22 protein-coding genes are annotated in these 25,395 nt (G+C 59.4%); all 22 read right to left on the reverse strand.

From position 1 onward, the window contains the following. Positions 1 to 108 precede the first annotated feature (108 nt). A complete protein-coding gene (locus So717_RS13505; protein ID WP_159978166.1) occupies positions 109 to 1,548 on the reverse strand; it encodes an exopolysaccharide biosynthesis polyprenyl glycosylphosphotransferase in 1,440 nt (479 codons plus the stop codon). Between the two features lie 240 nt (positions 1,549 to 1,788). Beyond that, positions 1,789 to 2,202 carry a 50S ribosomal protein L16 gene (gene rplP, locus So717_RS13510; RefSeq protein WP_159978169.1) on the reverse strand — a complete coding sequence of 138 codons (414 nt, stop codon included), beginning with the start codon at positions 2,200 to 2,202 and terminating at the stop codon, positions 1,789 to 1,791. Between the two features lie 13 nt (positions 2,203 to 2,215). Further along, positions 2,216 to 2,923, reverse strand: coding sequence for a 30S ribosomal protein S3 (gene rpsC, locus So717_RS13515; protein ID WP_159978171.1), 708 nt, complete (start codon positions 2,921 to 2,923; stop codon positions 2,216 to 2,218). After that, a complete protein-coding gene (gene rplV / locus So717_RS13520; protein WP_159978173.1) occupies positions 2,923 to 3,303 on the reverse strand; it encodes a 50S ribosomal protein L22 in 381 nt (126 codons plus the stop codon). The genes rpsC and rplV overlap by 1 nt, the downstream gene beginning before the upstream one ends. Positions 3,304 to 3,306: 3 nt before the next feature. Continuing rightward, on the reverse strand, positions 3,307 to 3,585 hold the full coding sequence (gene rpsS, locus So717_RS13525; RefSeq protein WP_067296663.1) for a 30S ribosomal protein S19: 279 nt from the start codon (positions 3,583 to 3,585) through the stop codon (positions 3,307 to 3,309). Between the two features lie 3 nt (positions 3,586 to 3,588). Continuing rightward, positions 3,589 to 4,431 (reverse strand): 50S ribosomal protein L2, encoded by an 843-nt coding sequence (rplB, locus tag So717_RS13530; RefSeq protein ID WP_159978175.1) that lies wholly within the window; start codon positions 4,429 to 4,431, stop codon positions 3,589 to 3,591. A gap of 206 nt (positions 4,432 to 4,637) precedes the next feature. Next, positions 4,638 to 5,102 carry a preQ(1) synthase gene (gene queF / locus So717_RS13535; protein ID WP_159978177.1) on the reverse strand — a complete coding sequence of 155 codons (465 nt, stop codon included), beginning with the start codon at positions 5,100 to 5,102 and terminating at the stop codon, positions 4,638 to 4,640. Positions 5,103 to 5,344: 242 nt separating this feature from the next. Next, positions 5,345 to 5,998 (reverse strand): methyl-accepting chemotaxis protein, encoded by a 654-nt coding sequence (locus So717_RS13540; RefSeq protein ID WP_159978179.1) that lies wholly within the window; start codon positions 5,996 to 5,998, stop codon positions 5,345 to 5,347. 195 nt (positions 5,999 to 6,193) lie between these two features. Beyond that, positions 6,194 to 6,490 carry a 50S ribosomal protein L23 gene (locus So717_RS13545; protein WP_159978181.1) on the reverse strand — a complete coding sequence of 99 codons (297 nt, stop codon included), beginning with the start codon at positions 6,488 to 6,490 and terminating at the stop codon, positions 6,194 to 6,196. After that, positions 6,487 to 7,104 (reverse strand): 50S ribosomal protein L4, encoded by a 618-nt coding sequence (rplD, locus tag So717_RS13550; protein WP_159978183.1) that lies wholly within the window; start codon positions 7,102 to 7,104, stop codon positions 6,487 to 6,489. Before rplD ends, So717_RS13545 begins: the two co-directional genes overlap by 4 nt. After that, complete coding sequence (gene rplC / locus So717_RS13555; RefSeq protein ID WP_159978185.1) at positions 7,101 to 7,976, reverse strand: 50S ribosomal protein L3; 876 nt, start codon at positions 7,974 to 7,976, stop codon at positions 7,101 to 7,103. Before rplC ends, rplD begins: the two co-directional genes overlap by 4 nt. Positions 7,977 to 7,995: 19 nt before the next feature. Beyond that, positions 7,996 to 8,310 (reverse strand): 30S ribosomal protein S10, encoded by a 315-nt coding sequence (gene rpsJ, locus So717_RS13560; protein WP_108838874.1) that lies wholly within the window; start codon positions 8,308 to 8,310, stop codon positions 7,996 to 7,998. A gap of 282 nt (positions 8,311 to 8,592) precedes the next feature. Then, complete coding sequence (locus tag So717_RS13565; RefSeq protein WP_159978187.1) at positions 8,593 to 9,840, reverse strand: ATP-grasp domain-containing protein; 1,248 nt, start codon at positions 9,838 to 9,840, stop codon at positions 8,593 to 8,595. A 267-nt stretch (positions 9,841 to 10,107) separates the two neighbouring features. Next, positions 10,108 to 11,283, reverse strand: a complete 1,176-nt coding sequence (gene tuf / locus So717_RS13570) for an elongation factor Tu (protein WP_159978189.1) — start codon at positions 11,281 to 11,283, stop codon at positions 10,108 to 10,110. Positions 11,284 to 11,335: 52 nt separating this feature from the next. Then, a complete protein-coding gene (locus So717_RS13575; RefSeq protein ID WP_159978191.1) occupies positions 11,336 to 11,761 on the reverse strand; it encodes a hypothetical protein in 426 nt (141 codons plus the stop codon). A 92-nt stretch (positions 11,762 to 11,853) separates the two neighbouring features. After that, a complete protein-coding gene (gene fusA, locus So717_RS13580) occupies positions 11,854 to 13,971 on the reverse strand; it encodes an elongation factor G (protein WP_159978193.1) in 2,118 nt (705 codons plus the stop codon). Between the two features lie 66 nt (positions 13,972 to 14,037). After that, positions 14,038 to 14,508: a 30S ribosomal protein S7 gene (gene rpsG / locus So717_RS13585; RefSeq protein ID WP_159978195.1), complete on the reverse strand. Its 471-nt coding sequence runs from the start codon at positions 14,506 to 14,508 to the stop codon at positions 14,038 to 14,040. A 113-nt stretch (positions 14,509 to 14,621) separates the two neighbouring features. Beyond that, positions 14,622 to 14,993: a 30S ribosomal protein S12 gene (rpsL, locus tag So717_RS13590; protein ID WP_007118826.1), complete on the reverse strand. Its 372-nt coding sequence runs from the start codon at positions 14,991 to 14,993 to the stop codon at positions 14,622 to 14,624. 466 nt (positions 14,994 to 15,459) lie between these two features. Continuing rightward, on the reverse strand, positions 15,460 to 16,353 hold the full coding sequence (locus So717_RS13595; protein ID WP_159978197.1) for a DMT family transporter: 894 nt from the start codon (positions 16,351 to 16,353) through the stop codon (positions 15,460 to 15,462). A gap of 215 nt (positions 16,354 to 16,568) precedes the next feature. Continuing rightward, entirely contained in the window at positions 16,569 to 20,813 is a 4,245-nt protein-coding gene (gene rpoC / locus So717_RS13600; protein ID WP_159978199.1) for a DNA-directed RNA polymerase subunit beta', read from the reverse strand. 1 nt (position 20,814) lies between these two features. Next, positions 20,815 to 21,102, reverse strand: coding sequence for a hypothetical protein (locus So717_RS22315; RefSeq protein WP_238840927.1), 288 nt, complete (start codon positions 21,100 to 21,102; stop codon positions 20,815 to 20,817). 8 nt (positions 21,103 to 21,110) lie between these two features. Next, entirely contained in the window at positions 21,111 to 25,247 is a 4,137-nt protein-coding gene (gene rpoB / locus So717_RS13605) for a DNA-directed RNA polymerase subunit beta (protein ID WP_159978201.1), read from the reverse strand. Positions 25,248 to 25,395: the final 148 nt, after the last annotated feature.

Here is a 25,395-nt window from a genome sequence, read left to right on the forward strand (position 1 = left end):
TTTCTGTGACCGCCGCATTCGAACATTGCCAGGTCGAAACGACAGTACGCCCGCATCAAGGCACTCCGGCTTACGGGAGAGGCTGATCACCAAAACCTAGCAGGCAATTCAATAGGCCCCTTTGGCGCTAAAGAGGCTCAGGGGCGTCCGGAACAGCACCTGTAAATCCAACCAAATTGACCAGTTTTCAATGTAGTACAGATCATGCGCACAGCGCGCTTCGAGTTTTTCCGGACTATCAATCTCACCACGCCACCCGTTGATCTGTGCCCAACCGGTGATACCCGGCGGCAACCGGTGTCGTGCCGAGTAGCCGTCCACAATCTGGGCGAAAAGATCCTGTTGACTGGATTGCGCTTTGATCGCGTGGGGTCGTGGCCCGACCAGCGACAAGTCACCTTTCAACACGTTGAAAAGCTGCGGCAGTTCATCAATGGAACTGCGCCTTAGGAACCGACCGACTTTCGTCACCCGCGGGTCGCCCTTTGTCACCACCTGTTCAGCGTCGGGGTCAGCGGCCTCAATATACATGGACCGGAACTTCAAAACCTCGATTGTACGATCATTGTACCCGTGACGAAGCTGACGGAACAGCACAGGCCCAGGGCTTTCCAACCGAACCGCGAGGGCGGCGGCGAGCATCACGGGCCACAGCACCAGCAAGGCGATGATGGCAAAGAAGACGTCGAAAAACCGCTTGGTCAACCGACACTCGGGAGCAAAGCTGCGCCTGAGTTTCTTCAGATATGGCCCGCCAGCCTGATCAAAGGCATAATCTTTGCTGTAAGTGGACAGACCAACTTCGACCGGCAGAACCTTGAACTCATCAAGCAACCATTTGATGCGCTCTTCGGCTGCAAACGGCAGGGCGATGATCACAAGATCAACCTCAGACGCCCGCACGAAGGCGATCAGATCGCTGTAGCCTCCGATTTTGGGAACCCCCAGAACCTGCGTCGGCGAGCGTATGTCATCCCGGTCATCGAATATGCCGAAAATGCGTATGTCATTGCCGCGCTGCTCGTGCACTCCGCGGATGAGGCGGGCCGCCTCTTCCCCACCGCCCGCAATGACGGTGCGACGCGCAATCAGCCCGGTTTCGATCACCCATCTTACAATGATGCGGGCACCAAGCCGGGTTGGAACAATAGCAATAATCAGGCTGAAGCCAGCGGCGACAAAGGCGGTATTGACGCTTTCAACAGGCGCGAGGAGCACAAATCCCAATACGGGCGCAATCGCGGACAGACACGTGCGGGCGCTGAACGAGGATAAGCTCACCATCACCTTGCTGCGATATGCCCCGATTGCCGTCATGGTCACTATGAACACGCCTCCCGCCAAAACGGCCCAACCAGCCGCGAGAAGGGGATCAAACTCAACAGCGGGAATGGCTGCATAAAGCGCAAACCAGAACGCAAGAATGAAAACCGGCGCATCAACGGCAACAGCGACACAAAGCAACCAGAGAGGCTCCAACGCCCCCCGGCGCAATGTCTGCGCCACGTTCTGTGCAGCTTCGTTCAGTGGGATTGTGTGTCCGTCCATATGCGTGACGCTGAGGTGTCCTTGATGCTGCACTGTGTGCGTTTCAGGGCTTGAACCACAGACGTAACCTTCAAGGCGTTAAAGGCTGGTAATCACCACGGAAGATAGAGCGCATGCGGTGCTAAAACTTTTTCCAAAGAAAACGCCCCTGCTGACATCTCAGCGGGGGCGTTCAGTTCTTTCAGTATCCTACGCGCAGACTGTGGTTACAATTCTACACCCGACGCGCGAAGACTGTCCTTACCAGTCTTCGCGGACGACAACGCGTGTCTTGATCGGCAGTTTCATGGCCGCCAGACGCAGCGCCTCGCGGGCCACGTCGTCGTTCACGCCGTCGATCTCGAACATCACGCGGCCTGGCTTGACCTTCGCCGCCCAACGGTCAACGGAGCCCTTACCTTTACCCATCCGAACTTCGATGGGCTTGGCAGTCACCGGGACATCCGGGAAGATCCGGATCCAGACTCGGCCCTGACGTTTCATGTGACGCGTCATCGCGCGGCGCGCCGCTTCAATCTGACGGGCTGTGACCCGCTCGGGCTCAAGCGCCTTGAGACCGTAGGTGCCGAAGTTCAGGTCAGACCCACCCTTCGCCAGACCCTTGATCGAGCCCTTGAACTGCTTGCGGAATTTCGTGCGTTTTGGTTGTAGCATCTGTCATTCCCCCTTAGCGACGGCCACCGGCACCACGCGGTGCGGGACCATCCTGGAGTTCCTGTGCCTTGCGGTCGCGCGCGGAAGGATCATGCTCCATGATCTCACCTTTGAAGATCCAGGTCTTGATCCCGATGATCCCATAGGCGGTTGTGGCTTCCACATGTGCGTAATCGATGTCGGCCCGCAGCGTGTGCAGCGGCACGCGACCTTCACGGTACCATTCGGTCCGCGCGATCTCGGCGCCACCCAGACGGCCCGCAACATTGACGCGGATGCCCAGTGCACCCATACGCATAGCGTTCTGAACCGCACGCTTCATAGCGCGGCGGAAAGACACCCGACGCTCCAGCTGTTGCGCGATGCTTTCACCAACCAGGGCCGCATCCAGCTCAGGCTTGCGCACTTCAACGATGTTGAGGTGCAACTCGCTGTCGGTCATCTTGGCGATCTTCTGACGCAGACCTTCGATGTCCGCGCCTTTCTTGCCGATGATGACACCGGGGCGGGCTGTGTGGATCGTGACGCGGCACTTTTTGTGCGGACGTTCGATGATCACACGGGCAACACCGGCCTGATGACACTCTTTCTTGATGAATTCACGGATCGCGATGTCTTCCAGCAGAAGATCACCATAGTCCTTCGTGTCGGCGTACCAGCGGCTGTCCCAGGTGCGGTTCACCTGCAGGCGCATGCCAATCGGATTGACTTTGTTACCCATTAGGCTTGCTCCTCTACCTGACGCACCAGAATTGTGATTTCCGAGAACGGCTTGATGATCTTGCCGAACCGGCCACGCGCGCGCGGACGTCCACGCTTCATGGTCAGGTTTTTACCCACATAGGCCTCAGCGACGATCAGCTCGTCCACGTCGAGGTTGTGGTTGTTTTCCGCGTTCGCGATGGCGGACTGAAGGCACTTCTTCACGTCCAGTGCGATCCGCTTCTTGGAGAAGGTCAGGTCCGTCAGGGCCTTGTCCACCTTCTTGCCCCGGATCATCGCGGCCACGAGGTTCAGTTTCTGCGGGGATGTACGCAACATGCGCAGCTTTGCACGTGCTTCGTTATCAGCCACGCGGCGGGGATTTTTATCCTTGCTCATGGCTTACTTCCGCTTCGCTTTTTTGTCGGCGGCATGACCATAGTAGGTCCGGGTTGGCGAATACTCACCAAACTTCTGACCAATCATGTCTTCGCTGACGTTAACAGGGATGTGCTTGTGACCGTTGTAGACACCGAACGTAAGGCCCACGAACTGGGGCAGGATTGTCGAGCGGCGCGACCAGATCTTGATCACTTCGTTGCGGCCGCTTTCGCGGGACGCTTCGGCCTTTTTCAACACGTAAGAGTCGACAAAAGGGCCTTTCCATACTGAACGAGACATAGATTAACGCCCCTTCTTCTTGGCGTGCCGCGAGCGCAGGATAAGCTTGCTGGACGCTTTTTTCTTGTTCCGGGTCTTGGCACCCTTTGTCGGCTTGCCCCAGGGGGTGACCGGGTGACGACCACCAGAAGTCCGGCCTTCACCACCACCATGCGGGTGGTCGATCGGGTTCATCACCACACCACGCACCGACGGGCGGATGCCCTTGTGACGCATGCGGCCCGCTTTACCGTAGTTCTGGTTCGAATTGTCGGGGTTTGACACGGCACCAACGGTGGCCATGCACTCCTGACGCACGAGGCGCAGCTCGCCCGAGCTCAGACGGATCTGAGCATAGCCGCCATCGCGGCCCACGAACTGGGCGTAGGTGCCAGCGGCACGCGCGATCTGACCACCTTTGCCGGGCTTCATCTCGATGTTGTGCACGATTGTCCCGATGGGCATGCCCGAGAAAGGCATCGCGTTGCCGGGTTTGATGTCGGCTTTCTGCGACGCCACCACGCTGTCGCCCACGGCCAAACGCTGTGGTGCGAGGATATAGGCCTGCTCGCCGTCTTCGTATTTCACGAGCGCGATGAAAGCTGTGCGGTTGGGGTCATATTCGATGCGCTCGACCGTGGCCACCACATCCAGTTTGTTCCGCTTGAAGTCAACGATCCGGTAGAGGCGCTTGGCCCCGCCGCCTTTGCGGCGCATCGTGATCCGTCCGGTGTTGTTCCGTCCGCCATTCTTGGTCAAGCCTTCTGTGAGGGCTTTGACCGGGCGGCCTTTCCAGAGCTCCGAACGGTCGATCAGTACCAGCCCACGCTGGCCCGGCGTCGTCGGTTTGTACGACTTGAGTGCCATGTTGTCTGTCTTCCGTTTGCTAGACGACGAGGCCCATCAGGGTGATCCCGCCTATGGTATCAAGGCCCCCGTAGGTGCCCAAGTTCATTGCCCTTGTGGGCAACGGATAAGCCCCGGACGAATCCGGGGCCTTGCCGATGGGGTCTGGTAAAAGAAGCCCGGTGCCGCGTCAAGTCGTTTGCGGCGCTTATCCTCGGGCGCTGAACTTACCCGCGCCCGCGATACGGCGGCACGGCTTGATCGGGGATCCAGACCCCCGCAGGTATCTCGCCTGATTGCCAAAAGACATCAATCGGAATGCCCCCGCGCGGATACCAGTAGCCCCCGATCCGCAGCCACTGCGGCGACAGGAAATCGACCAGCCGCCGTGCGATGGAAATGGTGCAATCCTCATGAAAAGCGCCATGATTGCGGAAAGAGGTGAGATAGAGCTTCAGCGACTTGCTCTCCACCAGCCACGGCCCCGGTACATAGTCTATCACCAGATGCGCAAAGTCCGGCTGACCCGTCATCGGGCAGAGCGAGGTGAACTCCGGCGCCGTGAAGCGCACGTTATAGGCCGTATCCGCCTGCGGGTTCTCGACCCGCTCCAACTCCGCTTCCTCCGGGGATTGCGGCACGCGGGTCTCGCCGCCCAATTGCTTGAGGTTGCTATAAATCGTCTCGCTCATGCGCTTTGCTCCCGATGCCAGCCTCTGCCCCAACAGGACAGACAGACTTAAGACCTTGCTGGCGCTGGATCACTGCACAGCTCACCAATGGCCCCGTTACCTTGACGCCCGACTTAGACTGCAAAGTCATTCACGACAAGCATTGGGCAAGCGGGCGGCAGGGAAACGACCGACGGATTCGCTCCGTAACTAAGGGGTCCACATCTCAGGGTGCTGCTCAGCAACCAAATCTAGCAGCAAGTTCAGGAGATAGAGCTTCTCATGCGTTCGACCGCCGCGCGCGATTGCTGCGACAGATCTTTGATCTCGGAGGCAATAACGGCGAAGCCACGCCCCTGATCGCCAACGCGTGCGGCCTCGACAGAGGCGTTCACGGCAATGAAGTTGATCTTCCGAGACAGGGAGTCGATCTGCGACAAGGCGGAGGAGTCAACGTCCCGCGCCAGGCGCGCGCTTGCTTTCTCATGCGCGACCACATTGTCAAACAGCGCGGACAGAAACTTTGTGACAGCTGGCGCGAGCAGGTTTTCCGTATCCGCCTTGAGCGCGGAAATATCCTCAGGCGAGATGGTATCAGATGTCTCGGGCAAGCGATCGCAAAGATCGGCAAGGACAGTTTTTAGGTTTTCCGTTGAATCGGCCAGTGCGTCCTGCATGCCATCCGCGACATCGGCGAAAGACTTGCCAAACTCTTCGCCGATGTAACGCAGCGCTGCCTGCATGCTCCGCCGCTCGTTTGCCTGCTCGGCATCACGCTCTTTGCAGGTCGTTTCGGCCAGTTGGCAAACGGCCTGCCCCAGCAGATATGAGAGCATGCGACGTGGCAACACCACCGCATGTGCTTCGGCTGTGTTCGCAATCTCTCGCGGCATCAACGGCTTTTCGTCTTCGACCATCTGCTCTCTCACTCTCTGACAAAGATAGCCTAGAGCGGTGACATTAATTTCCGATAAAAGCGCTGAGGATTGGGGGCAGTGTACATGAGGCTGGCCGACCGATTTCTTGTACGTTTGTCATGGAAGTCCAGCTGCACAAAAAAGAAAACCCGGCCAGTTGCCTGACCGGATTCAACTTTAAGCGATGTACCAACCTTAGAGGCCAGTGGTCACATCAATGGTGTTGCCCTCTTCGAGGGTCACATAGGCCTTCTTGACGTCCTTCCGCTTGCCCAGCTGGCCGCGGAAGCGCTTCACTTTGCCCTTGGTGATGGTCGTGTTCACCGCCTTCACCTTCACACCAAAGAGCGCCTCAACGGCTTCCTTGATCTGCGGCTTGTTGCTCTCCATCGCCACTTCGAAGACAACCGCGCCGTTCTCGGACGTCATGGTTGCTTTCTCGGTGATGATCGGCTTGCGGATCACGTCGTAATGTTCTGCCTTGGCACTCATTTCAGGCGAGCCTCCAGTGCTTCGACACCCGCCTTCGTGATCACCAGCGTGTCACGCTTGAGGATGTCATATACGTTTGCGCCCATCGTCGGCAGGATATCCAGACCATCGATGTTGCGCGCGGCCTGGGCAAAGGTCTCGTTGACGCTCGCGCCATCGATGACCAGCGCGCGCTTCCAGCCCAGGTTTGCAACCTGCCTGGCCAGAGCGGCGGTTTTGCCCTCTGCGGCAGCCTCATCCAGAATGACCAGCTCACCCGCTTTTGCCTTGGCGCTGAGCGCGTGGCGCAGGCCGAGTTTGCGGAACTTCTTGGTCAGCTCATGGCCGTGGCTGCGCGGGGTCGGGCCCTTGTAGATCCCGCCCTTGCGGAAGATCGGCGCGTTGCGGTCACCGTGGCGTGCGCCGCCGGTGCCCTTCTGGCGATAGATCTTCTTGGTCGAGTAGCTGGTTTCCGAGCGCGTCTTGACCTTGTGCGTGCCGGCCTGCGCGTTGTTACGCTGCCAGCGCACGACGCGGTGCAGGATGTCAGCGCGGGGCTCAAGACCAAAGAGGTCCTCGCTTAGCTCGACAGACCCGGCTTTGCCGCCGTCCAGTTTGATGACATCGAGTTTCATGCGTCACCTTCTTTCTTGTCTTCGCCAGCATCAGAGGCGTCATCCGCCTTGTCTGCTGCGATTTCAGCTTCGGCTGCTTTCAGCGCTTCGGCTTCTGCGGCGGCTTGCTCTTCGGCCAGACGCTGTGCTTCGGCTTCAGCCTCTGCAGCGGCTGCTGCTGCGGCTTCTTCGGCGGCTTTGGCGGCCTCTTCAGCAGCGGATTTCAAAGCGGCGGGCAGAATGGCGTTTTCAGGGAACGGCTTTTTCACCGCGTCCTTGACTGTGACCCAGCCGCCTTTCGAGCCTGGCACAGCACCCTTGACCATGATCAGGCCACGGTCTGCGTCGGTGCGCACAACCTGCAGGTTCTGCGTGGTGACACGAGCAGCCCCCATGTGACCAGCCATTTTCTTGCCCTTGAAAACCTTGCCCGGATCCTGACACTGGCCGGTGGACCCGTGCGAACGGTGCGAGATCGAGACACCGTGCGAGGCGCGCAGACCACCGAAGTTGTGGCGCTTCATCGCACCGGCAAACCCTTTACCGATGGAGGTGCCCGCCACGTCGACGAATTGACCTTCGAAATAGTGGTTCGCGGTGATCTCTTCACCCACGCCAATCAGGTTCTCTTCGTCCACGCGGAATTCAGCAACCTTGCGCTTGGGTTCCACTTTGGCGGCGGCGAAGTGACCCCGCATCGCCTGGCTGGTCCGCTTGGCCTTGGCTGTGCCCGCGCCAAGCTGAACGGCCGAATAGCCGTCTTTGTCAGCGGTGCGTTGAGCCACAACCTGCAGTTTGTCGAGTTGAAGCACGGTCACAGGGATCTGCTTGCCGTCTTCCATGAACAGCCGGGTCATCCCGACCTTTTTTGCAATAACGCCTGAGCGCAACATGATAATTACCCTCCTACGCTTATGACTGCAGCTTGATCTCGACATCCACGCCAGCAGCGAGGTCGAGCTTCATCAGCGCGTCCACAGTCTGGGGGGTCGGATCAACGATATCCAGCAGACGCTTGTGCGTGCGGATCTCGAACTGGTCACGGGATTTCTTGTCAACATGCGGGCCACGCAGAACGGTGAACTTTTCAATCTTGTTCGGCAGCGGAATGGGGCCGCGAACAGATGCACCGGTGCGCTTGGCTGTGTTGACGATTTCTTGTGTGGAGGCATCCAGCACGCGGTAGTCAAACGCCTTGAGGCGGATGCGGATGTTTTGGCTTTGAATCGCCATGAGCATCACCCTTTATATCAGGGTCCAGATCGGAGAGGAGGATGGGCGCTCATCGCACACCCTCATCGCGTCTTTTTTTGAACTGAAAAAGGGCACGGCTGGCCGCACCCTGTCAGGACTTCGGCGTATTAGGGCGAGTCGTCACAAAACGCAATGGGGTTTCGGCGTGTTTTTCGATGGGACCAGACAGTGATCGACAGACGTTGTCCGTCCCTCTCGGGTCCGTACGCAATCACCCGCACACGGATGCTATAGCAGCACTGGCCTTTGTCGGGGTCAAGATGCAAGAAGAGGCTTTGACCTTTGCGGCGCGGGCGATTTTGCGGCGGGGCGGCAGTTGTCCGCAAGCAGCTGTTCAAACGCGGAGAAGATCGCACGCATGGGCTGTACCTTGTAGGGAAACACAGTCTGGGGGTCCATGTCGTGAACAATCAGGGCATTGTCCGCCTCAAAAACAATCAGGTTGCCCTCCGGATCTTCCGCACAGTCCATGCCGAAATAGTCCAACCCGACGCGGTCCACGATGGCATCGAGGCGCGCGCGATGCCGCAGACCGAAGTCACCTGAGAATCCTTCCATGAATGCAGCTTCCTCAAACCGCTTTTCCGGCGACAGATGCATGTTGGCGTTCAGATACCAGACATCCCACTGCTCTGCGATTGCCATGTGGCAAGGGAACGCTTGCCCATCCACAAAAACGATGCGGTATTTGCGATACTTCTGGTCTGCTGGTGATGCGTAGTCTTCGAAGGTTGAGACGTAGAATTCCTCCTCGTCCCGGCGCAGCAGATATGATGCGAAATCCTCAGGCGCCTCCAGTTTCTCAAGCCCCTCACCTGCGTGCGACCCAACTGGCCGCACAACATAAGGATATCCATTCAACGTCCCAAGCCTGTTGGCCTCGTCTTCACTGCAAAGCGCAGAGATCAGCTGTTGCCTGGTCAGCTTCACAGAGATCGGCACGCGCAGACCGTCGACTCCAGACAGCATTTGGCCCAGGGTATCGCGATCTAGCCTGACCATCTGTTCGGGCAGGTTTACAGTTTTTGTCCCGGACGTGCGTGTCAGCCTGTGAACGGTGTCAAAGAAGGCCTCGGCTTCTTCGGCGTCCGTCGGTGCGGCACAGAAGGCCACATCGTGATCAGGCAGGATGTCGCTGTCTGAGGTCTCGATATTCGGGTAGTAGAAAACAGAATTGAAGTCTGACCCCTGAAGCAGAAACTCCACTGGCGTATTCCCGCCAATATGCGTCGGAGCCGCGAAGACCAGAACTCTCTTTCGGGTACGATCATTGACCTGCGCCTTGAAGACCCGGCAGGTTTCAAAGGCTTTGGACTGCCACACAAGGCCCAATTCACGATGCCCGGTGAGCTGATCGATGACCGACAAATCCATGAGCGCACCCGCGCTGTTTGTGGAGCCAAAGCTCTGTTTCAACAGGTCTGACCGCAGGGGGTGCAGATCGACGCCTTCAAACGCCATCTTTGTCAGCTGTGCCAAGCCGATTCTAGCTTGAGGTTCCATTCTGGCTCCTGTTCTCAATTTGAGATGAGAGAGCCATGGTTTTATTTACAATTTATGGATCAAAGCGCCCTGCGACGGGACCTTTCGCAGCCAATTTGAATTAACTGATATGCGTGTTTGCGCGACTTAGAACGCGAGAAAGGCCGCAGTGTTTGTCTGCGGCCTTTCTTTGAACTCAGGCGGAGTGCAACGCGCCCGAGGCTCTCGGCGATCTTGCAGATCGCCTGCCGCCCGACGGTTCGCCCCGCTCACGCAGGGCAAACCTGGTTACTCGGTGATCTTGGAGACGACGCCGGCGCCGACGGTGCGGCCGCCTTCGCGGATCGCAAAACGCAGGCCCTGCTCCATCGCAATCGGTGCAATCAGCTCGACACCAAAGCTCACGTTGTCGCCCGGCATCACCATCTCGGTGCCCTCGTTCAGCTGAACCGTGCCGGTCACATCCGTTGTGCGGAAGTAGAACTGCGGGCGGTAGTTCGCAAAAAACGGCGTGTGGCGGCCACCCTCATCCTTGGTCAGGATGTAGGCTTCCGCTTCGAACTTGGTGTGCGGCGTCACCGAGCCCGGTTTGCAGAGCACCTGGCCACGTTCCACACCCTCACGGTCGATGCCGCGCAGCAGCGCGCCGATGTTGTCGCCCGCTTCGCCGCGATCCAAGAGCTTGCGGAACATCTCGACACCGGTGCAGGTGGTCTTCTGCGTGTCGCGGATGCCGACGATTTCGATCTCGTCGCCCACGTTGATCACGCCACGCTCCACACGACCGGTCACAACGGTGCCGCGACCGGAGATCGAGAAGACGTCTTCCACCGGCATCAGGAACGGCTGATCCACCGCACGCTCAGGCGTCGGGATGTAGTCGTCCACCGCTGCCATAAGTTCCTTAATTTTCTCTTCACCGATGTTGGCGTCACGGCCTTCCATCGCTGCCAGAGCGGAACCCGCGATGATCGGCGTGTCGTCGCCGGGGTACTCGTAGCTGTCCAGCAGCTCGCGCACTTCCATTTCGACGAGCTCCAGCAGCTCTTCGTCGTCAACCTGGTCGACTTTGTTCATGAAGACGACGATCTTCGGGATGCCCACCTGACGGCCCAGCAGGATGTGCTCGCGCGTTTGCGGCATCGGGCCGTCAGCGGCGTTCACCACCAGGATCGCGCCGTCCATCTGCGCCGCACCGGTGATCATGTTCTTCACATAGTCGGCGTGGCCGGGGCAGTCGACGTGCGCGTAATGACGCGCGTCGGTCTCATATTCCACGTGTGCTGTGGAAATGGTGATCCCGCGGGCTTTCTCTTCGGGCGCGCCGTCGATCTGGTCGTAGGCTTTGAAGTCGCCAAAATACTTCGTAATCGCAGCCGTCAACGTCGTCTTGCCGTGATCCACGTGACCAATCGTCCCAATGTTCACGTGCGGCTTGTTACGTTCAAACTTTTCCTTTGCCATGGTTGGCCTCCTTCTTTTCGGTTCGGCTTTTCACGCCATATTCGATTTCTGATTAAGTCAATGCGGAACGCGCATATCTGTCTTTGAGCCCGTCCAGCAATCGCTCCGCATATATGTCGGACATGTATTCGCGTGCTGCATCAGCATCCGTGAATCTCTTTAAGGGTGACAAATCTGTCCGAAGTTTTGCTTCAATGGTTGTGTTAGCGTAACGCATTGTAAGGCGTGTATCCAACACGAAGCCGAGATAGACAAAACCACCCAAGTGGTTTTTTGGTATAGCGACGTCTTTAACAACCACGTGCACCTTCATCGGTTCTGAACCATTACCGGCACCAACGAGGTTATTCCTAAAGTCTTCCTGCAGACCATTCTCAAGCCAGGCCAAGCCCGTCTCCGCAACCATATTGTTTGCGGAACGAACTTTGGCTTGACTTGCATCGACAGTCACACTTGCAATAGTGACTTCGTCCATCAACTTCGGTGGACGCGGTTTCCGAGGTGAGGAAGCGCACCCAGTCGTGAGCAAAGCCGCTCCACTCAGTGTAAAAAATCGACGTGAGAAGAGCATCAGGCAAATTTCGCCTGGATCTCGTCCGAGATGTTCTGTGGCACCGGGTCGTAGTGATCGAACTGCATCGTAAACTGCGCCCGCCCAGAGGACATCGACCGCAGCGTGTTGATGTAGCCGAACATATTCGCCAGCGGCACGAAGGCGTCGATTGCAATCGCGTTGCCGCGTGGCTCCTGACCGGACACCTGACCGCGACGGGAGGTGAGGTCGCCGATGATGCCACCTGTGTACTCTTCCGGCGTGATCACTTCGACCTTCATGATCGGCTCAAGCAGCTTCGCACCCGCACCCTTCATGCCTTCACGCATACCCATGCGGGCCGCGATTTCGAACGCCAGCACGCTGGAGTCCACATCGTGGAACTTGCCGTCGATCAGAGCGACCTTGAAGTCGATCACGGGGAAGCCCGCAAGAGGGCCAGAGTCCATGACCGATTTGATGCCTTTTTCCACGCCGGGAATGTATTCCTTTGGCACGGCGCCACCGACGATGCGGGACTCAAACGAGTAGCCTTCGCCCGCTTCTGTCGGGGTCAGGATCATCTTCACTTCCGCGAACTGACCCGAGCCACCGGACTGCTTCTTGTGGGTGTAGGTGACTTCATACTCTTTCGAGATCGTCTCACGATAGGCGACCTGCGGCGCACCAATGTTCGCCTCGACCTTGAATTCGCGCTTCAGGCGGTCGACGAGGATGTCGAGGTGCAATTCTCCCATGCCCTTCATGATGGTCTGACCGCTCTCAAGGTCGGTCTCCACCCGGAAGGAGGGGTCTTCTGCCGCCAGACGTGCGAGACCTTGCGACATCTTCTCCTGGTCGTTCTTCGTCTTCGGCTCCACCGCGATCTCGATCACCGGATCGGGGAAGGTCATGGTTTCGAGCACCACCGGATCATTCTGCGCGCAGAGCGTGTCGCCTGTCGTGGTGTCTTTCAGACCGGCCAGCGCGATGATGTCACCTGCAAAGGCTTCTTCGATCTCTTCGCGGTTGTTGGAGTGCATCATCATCATCCGACCAACGCGCTCTTTCTTGCCTTTGGTCGAGTTCAGGATGGTGTCGCCCTTGTTCATCACGCCCGAGTAGATGCGTGTGAAGGTCAGCGAGCCAACAAAGGGGTCGTTCATGATTTTGAACGCAAGACCCGCAAAGGCCATGTCATCGTCCGCACGGCGCGCGATGTTGCGGGTTTCTTCCTCGTCACCGGGTTTGAAGCCCATGTAGTCGACCACGTCGAGCGGGCTCGGCAGATAGTCGATCACGGCGTTGAGCAGCGGCTGCACACCTTTGTTCTTGAAGGCAGAGCCGCCCAGAACCGGCACGAAGTTCAGCGCCAGGGTGCCCTTGCGCAGCAGTTTGCGCAGGGTCGGCACGTCGGGCTCGTTGCCTTCCAGATATTCCATCATCGCGTCGTCGTCTTCTTCGACGGCCGCCTCGATCATCTTGCCGCGCCACTCTTCGGCCATGTCCTTCAGGCTGTCACGTACAGGCGCCTTGACCCAGGACGCACCCAGGTCTTCACCCTGCCAGAGCCACTCTTCCATGGTCACGAGGTCGATCAGACCTTCCAGCTCGGTCTCGGCCCCGATCGGGATACCAACCGGCACAGCGCGCGCACCGGTGCGGTCTTCGATCATGTTCACGCAGTTGAAGAAGTCAGCGCCGATCTTGTCCATCTTGTTGACGAACACCATGCGCGGCACCTTGTAACGGTCAGCTTGGCGCCACACGGTTTCGGTCTGCGGCTCAACACCGGCGTTGGCGTCAAGCACACAGACGGCCCCGTCGAGAACCGCAAGCGAGCGCTCCACTTCGATGGTGAAGTCCACGTGGCCCGGGGTGTCGATGATGTTCAGGCGGTGCTTGGGCGTATCGGCGGTCTGACCGTCCTCGGTGCGCTCCCAGAACGTGGTGGTCGCAGCAGAGGTGATGGTGATGCCGCGTTCCTGCTCCTGCTCCATCCAGTCCATGGTGGCCGCACCATCGTGCACCTCACCGATGTTGTGGGATTTGCCTGTGTAGTACAGGATGCGTTCCGAACAGGTGGTTTTACCGGCATCGATGTGAGCCATGATGCCAAAGTTGCGATAGCGGTCTAGCGGATAATCGCGTGCCATGGGGCTGCTTCCTTGAGGTATCTGAAAACGATTTGCCGCGCCCCCGGATGGGACGCGACGTTTGTCTTACCAGCGGTAGTGGCTGAACGCTTTGTTGGCGTCGGCCATCTTGTGTGTGTCTTCGCGCTTCTTCACTGCGGTGCCGCGAGATTGAACAGCATCCAGAAGTTCACCGGCGAGGCGCTCTTCCATGGTGTTCTCATTGCGGGCGCGGGAGGCTTTGATCAGCCAGCGGATCGCCAGCGCTTCACGGCGCTCGGGGCGCACTTCGACGGGCACCTGATAGGTCGCACCACCAACACGGCGGGAGCGGACTTCGACAGAGGGTTTGATGTTGTCGAGTGCTTCGTGGAAGACTTCGACAGGGGCGCGCTTGATCTTGGTTTCAACGCGTGTGAGGGCGTTGTAGACAATGCGCTCTGCGACTGACTTCTTGCCGTCGATCATCAGGTTGTTCATGAATTTGGTCAGCACCAGATCGCCATATTTGGCGTCGGGCAGGACTTCGCGTTTTTCGGCTGCGTGGCGACGGGACATCTTGGTATCCTCTTGAAACTCTTCGTTGCGTCATCCTCGGGCTTGACCCGAGGATCTGCGGGGCCGGAGATCCTCGGGTCAAGCCCGAGGATGACCCGCCCCATGGGGTCAGGTCACTTGGGTCGCTTCGCGCCGTATTTCGAACGGCGCTGCTTGCGATCTTTCACGCCCTGGGTGTCCAGCACACCGCGCAGGATGTGATAGCGGACACCCGGAAGGTCTTTCACACGACCGCCACGGATCAGAACAACCGAGTGCTCTTGCAGGTTATGGCTTTCACCGGGGATGTAGCTGATGACCTCGAACCCGTTGGTCAGGCGGACCTTGGCCACTTTCCGCATCGCGGAGTTCGGTTTCTTCGGCGTTGTCGTATAGACGCGCGTGCAAACGCCACGCTTCTGCGGGCATTCCTGCAGATGCATGGACTTGGAGCGTTTTACTTTTGGCTGCCGCGGCTTGCGGATCAGCTGTTGAATCGTTGGCATTCCGGTTCTTTCCCCGTGTTGCTCACATATGTGTGCACGAGGACGGCCCCCATGCGGTTGAAACTTGCGCGCAGACGCGTCCGCCTGCGGGTTCTGCGCGAAAGGTGCAATGAAGCGACCAGCGCAATGCGAAAAGACCGCCACGTTTCCGTACCGAGGAAAACGACGCGGTGGGTTTACAGAGGATCGGGCCGATAGGGGGCCGGATCGTGACCACTTCAGTTCTGATTTCGGCGCGCAGGTGTGACCCTGCCGTCGAGATGAGCGGCGTATAGAAGGAGTCGAGGAAGCTGTCAACCGCAGCTCAATGGAATTTGCCGGCCCCGCAGGGGGCTTGGGTTTGTGGCAGGTGCTTTGAAGACAGAAAGCGCCCTCACCCCCATTGAGGGGGATCGCGGGCGCTGCCCGCCGTGACCCGCCGGGCCAACGGGTTGAGAGGTCTCTACAACCCTATCATAGGACACCGCTAACCGCGACGTTGGGCAAGGTGACGTTCCCGAACCATGGTGTAGGCACTTGCGCTGACGATGACCCCTGCCCCGACCAGCGTCAGGAGCGCTGGCCATTCGCCAAACACCAGCCAGCCCAACACAAGCGCCCAGAGAAGCCCCGTGTACCGGAACGGCGCGACAAAGGACACGTCGCCCTGTCGCATTACCTGAACGCTGAAGTAATAGCCGCCCACGATGAACACCGACGAAGTCGAGACCAGCATGCCCAGCGTCGGGGTCAACGGCGCCCAGGTGATGGTCAGAGAGCCCGCTCCCGCCGCGAGCAGCACGCCTAGAGATGCGGAAAACGTCACCAATAACGAAGGCGCGGCATTGGAGATGCGTCGCATGATCAGGTCGCGTGCCGTGACGCAAAGCACGGCGATCAGCGCATAGACCGACCAGATGGTGAACCCATCGGCACCCGGGCGCACAATAAGGAGCATGCCGCAGAACCCGATTGTGATCGCTGTCATCCGTCGCCATCCAACGGCCTCGCGGTAGATCAGCGCCGAACCCAGCGTCACTGTCAGCGGGAGAACCTGAAGGATCGCTGTGACATTGGCAAGCGGCATGTTCAGCAGTGCGGTAATGAAGAAGTAAGCAGCTCCGACCTCCGAGGCGGAGCGGAGCGCGATCCAGTTCCAGTCTTGCCGGGGCACCCGAGCCTGAAAGGCACCAAGCGACCATGCGAGGACGCCGATCAGCGCAGTGGCCAAAAATCCGCGCAACACCAGAAGCTGGAACAGCGGCACAGCCCCACCCGTTGCTTTGATCAGCGCGTCATTGATCGTAAAGCACGCCATCGCGGCCATCATCAGTAACGCGCCGGTGATATTGGGTGAGAGGCTGCTTCTGCCCTTTTTCATCATAGGATGCCCGTCAAAGGGGTTTGATATCTGACATGTATGAGCCTTCTGACAGCACAAACGTGTGGTGAGATACCCGCGTTTCAATGCGGAGGACGCTACCGACGGCGGGTGGGTTCGACCATATCGATTTTCGCGCGGGTCCCCTGCCCACAAGCAAAGAAAAAGCCCCCGGGGCACCGCACCGGGGGCTCTCTCAATAGTATCCGCGCGGCTTAGTCGCGGCTGTCGATGTCCGGTGTGATCACTTGATCAAAGACATCGCCGCCAACCATGTCGTCACCGGACGGCGCAACCAGCGCGGCGGCGGCTTCGGCCTCCTCGCGGCGCGCTTCGATCACGACATTGTCGCGGTCTTGCGCCACGCGGCGAACCTTCATGGTGGCCCCGCCGGTACCGGCCGGGATCAGACGACCCACGATCACGTTCTCTTTCAGACCGACCAGTTTGTCTTTCTTCCCTTGCACGGAGGCTTCGGTCAGAACGCGCGTGGTCTCCTGGAAAGAGGCCGCTGAGATGAAGCTGCGGGTCTGCAGCGACGCCTTGGTGATGCCCAGAAGGATCGGCTCGCCCTGTGCCGGGCGACCACCTTTGGAAATCGCCTTCTCGTTGGCGTGATCGAACTCCTGCTTGTCCACATGTTCGCCCTTGAGCAGCGTGGTGTCGCCAGAATCCTGGATCTCCCACTTCTGCAGCATCTGGCGCACGATGACCTCGATGTGCTTGTCGTTGATCTTCACACCCTGCAGGCGGTAGACGTCCTGCACCTCGTCGATCATGTAGTCCGCCAGCGCTTCGACACCCATGATGGCGAGGATGTCATGCGGCGCCGGGTTGCCGTCCATGATGTAGTCGCCCTTCTGGACAAAATCACCTTCCGCAACCGGGATGTGCTTGCCCTTGGGCACCATGTACTCGACCTTGTGATCCGGATCTTCCGAGGACTCGATCGCGATACGGCGCTTGTTCTTGTAGTCCTTGCCGTAGCGCACATAGCCGTCGATTTCGGCGATAATCGCGTGATCCTTCGGACGCCGTGCCTCGAAAAGCTCGGCCACACGCGGCAGACCCCCGGTGATGTCCTTGGTCTTGGCACCCTCACGCGGGATCCGCGCGACCACGTCACCGGCCTTGATCTCGGCCCCGTCTTCGATGGAAAGCACCGCGTCGACGGACATCGGGTAGGTCACCGGGTTGCCCGCGTCATTGCGCACAGGCTCGCCATCAGACCCCACCAGGATGATCTCGGGCTTGAGCTCGTTGCCCTTGGCCGCCGAGCGCCAGTCGATCACGATTTTCTGGGTCATGCCGGTGGCATCGTCCGTCTCGTCCTTCACGGCAATGCCGCTGACCAGATCGACGAACTTGGCTGTCCCGTCTTTCTCCGCGATGATCGGCAGCGTGTAGGGATCCCACTCAAAGAGCTTGTCGCCCCGTGCGATCTCCTGCCCATCCTTGACGAAGAGCTTGGAGCCGTAGCCGACCTTGTGGCTGGCGCGTTCCTCGCCGTTTTCGTCCTGGATGATCAGCTTCATGTTGCGACCCATGACCATGGTCTCGCCTGCGGCGTTCTCAAGGGTCTGGGCATTCTCGAAGACGACGGTGCCTGCATGGCTCGCTTCCAGGAAGGACTGCTGGCCACCCTGGGCCACACCGCCGATATGGAAGGTCCGCATGGTCAGCTGTGTGCCAGGCTCACCGATGGACTGCGCAGCAATGATGCCCACCGCTTCACCGGTGTTCACCATGGTGCCGCGCGCGAGGTCACGTCCGTAGCACATGGCGCAAACGCCTTCCTCGGCCTCACAGGTCAGCGGGCTGCGGATACGTGCCGAGGCCACGCCAGCCTCTTCGATGGCATCCGCCATACGTTCATCAATCAGCGTGCCCGAGGCCACCATAACGTCCTCGGTGCCCGGGCGCAGGATATCCTCCGCCACAACGCGACCCAGAATACGTTCGGAGAGCGAGGCGACGACCTCACCATCGTTTACGGCGGCAACCGCAGTGATCGAGGTTTCGGTGCCACAGTCGGGCATGCGCACGATGCAGTCTTGCGCCACGTCGACCAGACGGCGGGTCAGATAACCCGAGTTCGCGGTCTTCAGGGCGGTGTCCGACAGACCTTTCCGCGCGCCGTGGGTGGAGTTGAAGTACTCCAGAACGGTCAGACCTTCCTTAAAGTTGGAGATGATCGGCGTCTCGATAATGTCGCCATTGGGCTTGGCCATCAGGCCGCGCATGCCCCCCAACTGTTTCATCTGCGTGACCGACCCCCGTGCCCCGGAGTGCGCCATCATGTAGACCGAGTTCGGCTCCATTTCGGCACCGGCCTCATCCCGCTTGCTGGCCGAGATCGAGCCCATCATGGCGTCGGTGACCTTGTCGTTACACTTCGACCAGGCATCGACCACCTTGTTGTACTTCTCGCCCTGGGTGATCAGGCCGTCCATGTACTGCTGCTCAAAATCCTTCACCTGGTCGCGCGTCTCTTCGACGATGGGCCATTTGGTGTCTGGAATCAGCATGTCGTCCTTGCCGAAGGAAATCCCGGCCTTGAAGGCCTCACGGAAGCCCATGGTCATGATCTGGTCACAGAAGATAACGGATTCCTTCTGGCCGCAGTACCGGTAGACGGTGTCGATAACCTGCTGCACCTCTTTCTTACGCAGCAGACGGTTCACCAGCTCGAACGGTGCCTTGGCGTTGAGCGGCAGGAGCGCGCCGAGGCGCACACGGCCCGGCGTGGTCTCAAACCGTTTCATCACTTCGAGGCCATTCTCGTCGATCTGCGGAATCCGCGCGGTGATCTTCGAGTGCAGGTGCACCAGCCCTGCGTCGAGCGCGTGCTGAACTTCCTCGACGGAGCCAAAGACCATGCCTTCACCGGGCATTCCTTCGCGTTCCAGAGTCGTGTAGTAAAGGCCCAAGATCATGTCCTGCGAGGGCACGATGATCGGCGCACCGTTGGCAGGGCTGAGCACGTTGTTGGTGGACATCATCAGCACGCGCGCTTCCAGCTGGGCCTCAAGGCTCAGCGGGACGTGAACCGCCATCTGGTCCCCGTCGAAGTCGGCGTTGAACGCCGAGCAGACGAGCGGGTGCAACTGAATGGCCTTGCCTTCGATCAACACGGGTTCAAACGCCTGAATGCCCAGCCGGTGCAGGGTCGGCGCACGGTTCAGCATCACCGGGTGTTCGCGGATCACCTCATCGAGGATGTCCCAAACCTCCGGACGCTCTTTCTCGACCAGCTTCTTCGCCTGCTTCACGGTGCTGGAAAGGCCCTTGGCCTCCAACCGCGAGTAGATGAAGGGCTTGAAAAGCTCCAAGGCCATCTTCTTCGGCAGACCACATTGGTGCAGCTTGAGCTCCGGCCCGGTCACGATGACCGACCGGCCCGAGAAGTCGACGCGCTTGCCGAGGAGGTTCTGACGGAAGCGACCCTGCTTGCCTTTCAGCATGTCCGACAGCGATTTCAGCGGGCGCTTGTTGGCACCTGTGATCACGCGACCGCGACGACCGTTGTCGAACAGCGCATCAACGGATTCCTGCAACATCCGCTTTTCATTCCGCACAATGATGTCGGGCGCACGCAGCTCAATGAGCCGCTTGAGGCGGTTGTTCCGGTTAATCACCCGGCGGTAGAGATCGTTCAGGTCGGAGGTCGCGAAACGGCCCCCATCGAGCGGCACCAGCGGGCGCAGCTCTGGCGGGATCACCGGGATCACGGTCAGAACCATCCACTCCGGACGGTTGCCGGATTCAAGGAAGCTCTCCACCACTTTCAGACGCTTGATGATCTTCTTGGGCTTCAGCTCGCCGGTAGCCTCTTTCAGGTCCGCACGGAGAGTTTCGGCTTCCTGCTCCAGATCAATCGCGGCCAGCATTTCACGGATCGCCTCAGCGCCGATGTTCGCCGTGAAGGCGTCCATGCCATAGGCGTCCTGCGCGTCCATATATTCTTCTTCGGTCATCATCTGACCGTATTGAAGATCCGTCAGGCCCGGCTCGATCACCACGTAGTTCTCGAAATAGAGCACCCGCTCCAGATCGCGCAGCGTCATGTCGAGCATGAGACCGATGCGGGAGGGCAGCGATTTCAGGAACCAGATGTGCGCGACGGGCGAGGCCAGCTCGATATGGCCCATGCGCTCACGGCGGACCTTTTGCAGCGTGACTTCCACACCGCATTTCTCGCAGACAACGCCGCGATACTTCATGCGCTTATACTTGCCGCACAGGCACTCGTAGTCCTTGATTGGCCCGAAGATCCGCGCGCAGAAAAGGCCGTCACGTTCCGGCTTGAAGGTCCGGTAGTTGATGGTCTCGGGCTTTTTGATCTCCCCGAAGGACCAGCTCAGGATGCGCTCTGGCGAGGCCAGAGACACCTTGATTTCGTCAAACACCTTGGGCGGCGTGAGCGGGTTAAACGGGTTGTTTGTCAGTTCCTGGTTCATATCATAGTCCAATCTGACGAGCGTTTTGCGTCATATCGCCAGCCATGCCGCGAAAAGGCAGGCCGCAGTTATTGCTAGATGAAGTAGTGCGATCAAAGCTGCGCGAAGAACGAAAGCTTTTGTCATGTACTTCCAGTTCCACCAAGGCCAATGCGGCCTCAGACTTTCCGGGTACATCGGCACTCGATGCTCGTGATAAAGCCTGAAGCCCCTGAACATCAGATACATGGTCGCGAAGAACCATCCGATGAACAGGGCACTCAGAGTAATCACGGTTGAGGCCATGCATCACAGCCCTCACTCATCTTCCTCCGCATCGAGAAGTTCCATATTGAGGCCGAGGCCGCGGACCTCTTTGACCAGCACGTTGAACGACTCCGGCACACCGGCCTCGAAGTTGTCCTCACCCTTGACGATGCTTTCGTAGACTTTCGTCCGTCCGGCCACGTCGTCCGACTTCACGGTCAGCATCTCCTGCAGGGTGTACGCGGCACCGTAAGCTTCCAGAGCCCAGACCTCCATTTCCCCGAAGCGCTGGCCACCGAACTGCGCCTTACCGCCCAGCGGCTGCTGGGTGACGAGGCTGTAAGGCCCAGTCGAGCGTGCGTGGATCTTGTCGTCCACCAGGTGGTGCAGTTTGAGCAGGTACTTCACGCCCACGGTTACAGGCCGCGCGAATTGCTCGCCCGTGCGCCCGTCGAAGAGGATCGACTGGCCCGATTCCGAGAAGCCAGCGCGCACCAGAGCGTCATTCACGTCGCCCTCTTTCGCCCCGTCAAAGACCGGCGTCGCAATCGGCACACCGCGTGTGACGTTGCTGGCCGCTTCGATCAGCGTCTCTTCATCCATGCCCGCGACGCCTTCGTCATAGACGTTCTCACCATAGGCGTGGTGCAGCGCGTCGCGCACAGGGGTCAGGTCACCCGACCGGCGGTACTCCTGCAGTGCCTCGTCCACATTCAGGCCCAGACCGCGCGCGGCCCAGCCCATATGCGTCTCGAGGATCTGCCCGACGTTCATGCGCGAGGGCACGCCCAGCGGGTTGAGGCAGAAATCGACCGGCGTGCCATCGGCGAGGAACGGCATGTCCTCCATCGGCACCACCTTGGAGATCACACCCTTGTTGCCGTGACGCCCGGCCATCTTGTCGCCCGGCTGCAGCTTGCGCTTCACCGCCACGAAGACCTTGACCATCTTCATCACGCCCGGGGGCAGATCGTCGCCGCGACGGACCTTCTCGACCTTATCCTCAAAGCGGGCGTCAAGCGCGCGCTTCTGGATCTCATACTGCTCGTTCAGGGCTTCCACGACTTGCGCGTCGGCCTCATCCTTGAGCGCGAGCTGCCACCACTGACCGCGGGTCAGCATCTCCAGCAGGTCTTCGGTGATCTCGGAGTTCGCAGAGACGCCTTTCGGGCCTTTCACCGCGACTTTGCCGAGGATCATGCCCTTGAGGCGCGCATAGATGTTGCGGTCGAGGATTGCGAGCTCGTCGTCCCGGTCCCGGGCCAGTCGCTCGACTTCCTCGCGTTCAATCTGCAGCGCACGCTCGTCTTTTTCCACACCATGGCGGTTGAAGACGCGCACTTCGACGACAGTGCCGAAGTCACCCGGTTTCACGCGCAGTGAGGTGTCCCGCACGTCGGAGGCTTTCTCACCGAAGATCGCGCGCAGGAGTTTTTCCTCCGGCGTCATCGGACTTTCACCTTTCGGGGTGATCTTGCCCACGAGGATATCGCCCGGCTCCACATCGGCACCGATGTAGACGATGCCGGCCTCGTCGAGGTTGCGCAGGGCTTCCTCGCCGACGTTCGGAATATCGCGGGTGATCTCTTCTGGTCCAAGCTTGGTGTCACGGGCGGCGACTTCGAACTCCTCGATGTGGATCGAGGTAAAGACGTCATCACGGGCAATCCGCTCGGAAATCAGGATCGAGTCCTCATAGTTGTAGCCATTCCAGGGCATGAAGGCGACGACGACGTTCTTGCCGAGCGCCAGCTCCCCCATGTCCGTCGACGGACCATCTGCGACCACCTGACCTTTGGTCACCATGTCGCCCACCTTCACCAGCGGACGCTGGTTGATGCAGGTGTTCTGGTTCGAGCGCTGGAACTTGCGCATGCGGTAGATGTCCACACCCGCGTCGCCCAGCTCCAGGTCTTCGGTGGCGCGGATCACGATCCGGCTGGCATCAACCTGGTCAATGATACCCGCACGGCGCGCCATGATGGCCGCCCCGGAGTCGCGGGCCACAACCTCTTCGATGCCGGTGCCGACGAGCGGCGCCTCGGCTTGCAGAAGCGGCACCGCCTGACGTTGCATGTTCGAGCCCATCAGAGCGCGGTTCGCGTCGTCATTTTCCAAGAACGGGATGAGCGAGGCCGCAACCGAGACCAGCTGCTTCGGTGACACGTCGATGAGGTCCACCGACTCGCTCGGCGCGAGCGTGTATTCACCCGACTGGCGGGTGTTTACGAACTCATTGACGAACTTGCCGTCCTCATCGATCGCCGCGTTGGCCTGCGCCACGGTGTGGCGCTGCTCTTCAGTGGCGGACATGTAGTGGACGTCATCCGTGACCTTGCCGTCTTCGACCTTGCGATAGGGCGTTTCGATAAAGCCGTATTTGTTCACACGCGCAAAGGTCGCGAGGCTGTTGATCAGACCGATGTTCGGACCTTCCGGCGTTTCAATCGGGCACATCCGGCCATAGTGCGTGGCGTGCACGTCGCGGACCTCAAAACCCGCGCGCTCCCGCGTCAGACCGCCCGGCCCAAGCGCTGAGAGGCGACGCTTGTGCGTCACTTCCGACAGCGGGTTGGTTTGGTCCATGAACTGGCTGAGCTGCGAGGAGCCGAAGAATTCACGCACAGCAGCGGCAGCAGGTTTCGCGTTGATCAGATCCTGCGGCATGACGGTGTCGATCTCGACGGACGACATACGCTCCTTGATCGCGCGCTCCATGCGCAGCAGACCCACACGGTACTGGTTCTCCATCAGCTCACCGACCGAGCGCACCCGGCGGTTGCCCAGGTGGTCAATGTCGTCGATGTCACCGCGCCCGTCACGCAGATCGACCAGTGCCTTGATGCAGGCCACGATGTCTTCGCGGCGCAGCGTGCGTTGGGTGTCTTCGGCATCGAGTGCCAGACGCATGTTCATTTTCACGCGGCCCACGGCGGAGAGGTCATAGCGCTCCGCATCGAAAAACAGCGTGTCGAAGAGCGCCGAGGCCGCCTCGACGGTGGGCGGCTCACCCGGACGCATGACGCGGTAGATGTCCATGAGCGCGGTGTCGCGGTTCATGTTCTTGTCCTGCGCCATGGTGTTGCGCATGTAGGGGCCGACGTTCACGTTGTCGATGTCGAGCACCGGGATCTCGGTGATGCCTGCGTCGATCAGCTCCTTCGCGGTGCCGCCGATCAGGTCGCCGTCCTTGTCGTACTCAAGGGTCAGCTCGTCGCCCGCTTCGACATAGATCGCGCCGGTCTCTTCGTTGATGATGTCCTTGGCGACAAACTTGCCCGCAATGTGATCGTAGGGCAGCAGCAGCTCGGTCACCGTGCCTTCGTCGATCAGCTTCTTGACCGCGCGCGGGGTGACCTTCTTGCCCGCTTCAAAGAGCACTTCGCCGGATTTCGCATCGACCAGATCGTATGTCGGGCGGGTGCCGCGTACACGGTCGGGGAAGAAGGGCGCGACCCAGCCTTTGTTCTTCTCCAGCTTGAAGGTGATGGTGTTGTAATAGGCATCCATGATGCCTTCCTGGTCCAGCCCCAGCGCATAAAGGAGCGTGGTCACCGGCAGCTTGCGGCGGCGGTCAATGCGCGCAAAGACGATGTCTTTAGCATCAAATTCGAAGTCGAGCCAGGAGCCACGATATGGGATAATCCGGCAAGCGAAGAGCAGCTTGCCCGAGCTGTGCGTCTTGCCCTTGTCGTGGTCGAAGAAAACGCCGGGCGAGCGGTGCATCTGGCTGACGATCACCCGCTCGGTGCCGTTCACCACGAAGGTGCCGTTGGGCGTCATCAAAGGCATATCGCCCATGAAGACATCCTGTTCCTTGATGTCCTTCACGGACTTCGCGCCTGTGTCCTCGTCCACATCAAACACGATCAGGCGCAGGGTCACCTTGAGCGGCGCCGAATAGGTCATGTCGCGCTGCTGACACTCTTCGACGTCGTATTTGGGTTTCTCCAGCTCGTACTTTACGTACTCGAGTACGGAGGTCTCGTTGAAATCCTTGATCGGGAAGACCGACTGAAAGACGCCCGCAATACCCTCACCGTCCGTGGGGACGTCGGCGTCGCCGGAGTTCAGGAAAAGGTCGTAAGAAGATTTCTGCACCTCGATGAGGTTCGGCATCTCCAATACTTCGCGGATCTTGCCGTAGTATTTGCGTAGACGTTTCTGGCCGAGGAACGTGTTTGCCATGCGAAGTCGCACTCCATATCTTTGTCTGTTCACGCAGCGGGGGGGCGGCCCGTGGCGAACGCTCAAAGATCGAAAAGAAGATCTATCCCTGCGTGCTTGCCCGAAAGCACGCGCCCGATCACAATCTCTCCGGAAAAAGCCGCTCTGC

This window comes from Roseobacter cerasinus (assembly GCF_009811755.1).
Classification (GTDB): domain Bacteria; phylum Pseudomonadota; class Alphaproteobacteria; order Rhodobacterales; family Rhodobacteraceae; genus Roseobacter; species Roseobacter cerasinus.